At 66.4% G+C, this 1,436-nt stretch carries 1 protein-coding gene; it reads right to left on the reverse strand.

What is annotated here, in order from left to right; genetic code table 11:
* Window positions 1–55: 55 nt before the first annotated feature.
* Window positions 56–1,327, reverse strand: coding sequence for an IS256 family transposase (locus ACRVYW_RS14045; RefSeq protein WP_431805356.1), 1,272 nt, complete (start codon window positions 1,325–1,327; stop codon window positions 56–58).
* Between the last annotated feature and the right edge of the window lie 109 nt (window positions 1,328–1,436).

Below are 1,436 nucleotides of genomic sequence, written 5' to 3' on the forward strand. Positions count from 1 at the left end.
CGGTCAAGTCCCGTGGTGTGGTGTCACTCCGGTTGTTTCCTGTGGTGGGTGATGGTCAGGCGGTGAGGTAGAGCTCGGGGCGTGCGGGTTCGGTGTGCTCGTTGAGGGTGTGGACGAGTTTGCGCATGGAGATGTCGGAGAAGTAGCGGCGTTCGCCGTAGGACCATTCCTCGTGCTGCTCCTGCAGGACGGCGCCGATGAGGCGGGTGACGCTGCCCTGGTCGGGGAAGATCTGCACGACGTCGGCGCGGCGTTTGATCTCTCGGTTGAGACGTTCGATCGGATTGTTCGACCAGACCTTCTGCCAGTGCTCGCGCGGCAGTGGCGCGAACGCGGTGAGGTCGGGTTCTGCGGCCTCGAGCATGGCCGCGATCTCGGGGAACGATGAGCGGAGGCTGTCGGTGACGGCCTTGTATTGCGCGGTGACGGCTTCGGTCGTGGTCTGCGCGAAGATCGTCGAGATCAGCGCATTGACGGGCTTGGAACGCGCGGATCCGATCTTCTGGGTGACGTTGCGGGCGAAATGGACCCGGCATCGTTGCCATCCGGATCCGGGCAGGATCGCTTTCACCGCGGCTTTCAGCCCGGCGTGCGCATCGGAGGTGACCAGCGCGACGCCGAACGGATCGGCGTCGGTGGCGACCTTCAGTCCTCGGTCCCGGAGGGAGCGGAGGAACTCGGTCCAGAAGTCGGTGTTCTCCGCGTCGCCGAGCGCCATCCCGAGGATCTCCCGCCGGCCCTCTCCGGAGACGCCGGTGGCCACGACGACGAGGGCTTGGGAGACGACCCGGCCGCGGTGGCGGACGTCGAGGTAAGTGGCGTCCAGGAACAGGTAGGGGAACCAGGTGTGATCGATCCGGCGGTGCAGGAACTCCTGCACCGACTCGTCGATCTCCCCGCAGATCCGCGACACCGTCGACCGGGAGATGCCGGTGTCGTTGCCCAGCGCCCGGACAAGCTGATCGACTTTGCGGGTGCTGACCCCGTCGATCCAGGCCTGGCAGATCACCGCGTAGAGTGCCTTGTCGACCCGGCGCCGCGGACTAAGCAGCGACGGGAAGAACGATCCCTCGCGCAGCTTCGGAATCTGAAGGTCGACCTCCCCAGCCGGGGTCGCGAGGGTCTTCGGGCGGGTGCCGTTACGACGTGTGGTCCGCTCCGGGGTGCGCTCGTGCGGCGCCGCGCCGATCTTCACCGTCGCTTCCGCGTTGATCAGGTCCTGCAGGCCGGCCTGCAGCATCCGTCGGAACACGTCCGAGTGGGCGAGGTCGGGATCGGCGAGGACTTCGCCGATCAGGGTCGTCAGGGCAGACTGGTGGTGGGTCATCGTGGGATCTCTGCTTTGCTTCTTGCCGGAAACAACTGGTCATCCCACGGTGGCCCTTCGACGACGAGACCCCCGCGGGAAGTGACACCACGCTATGGGACTCACCCCG

Source organism: Microbacterium sp. bgisy203 (genome assembly GCF_965345155.1).
Classification (GTDB): Bacteria; Actinomycetota; Actinomycetes; order Actinomycetales; family Microbacteriaceae; genus Microbacterium.

Coding starts and splice junctions, on each gene's coding strand:
- ACRVYW_RS14045 (WP_431805356.1), bottom strand. CDS start 1,327: ATGACCCACCACCAGTCTGCCCTGACGACCCTGATCGGCGAAGTCCTC.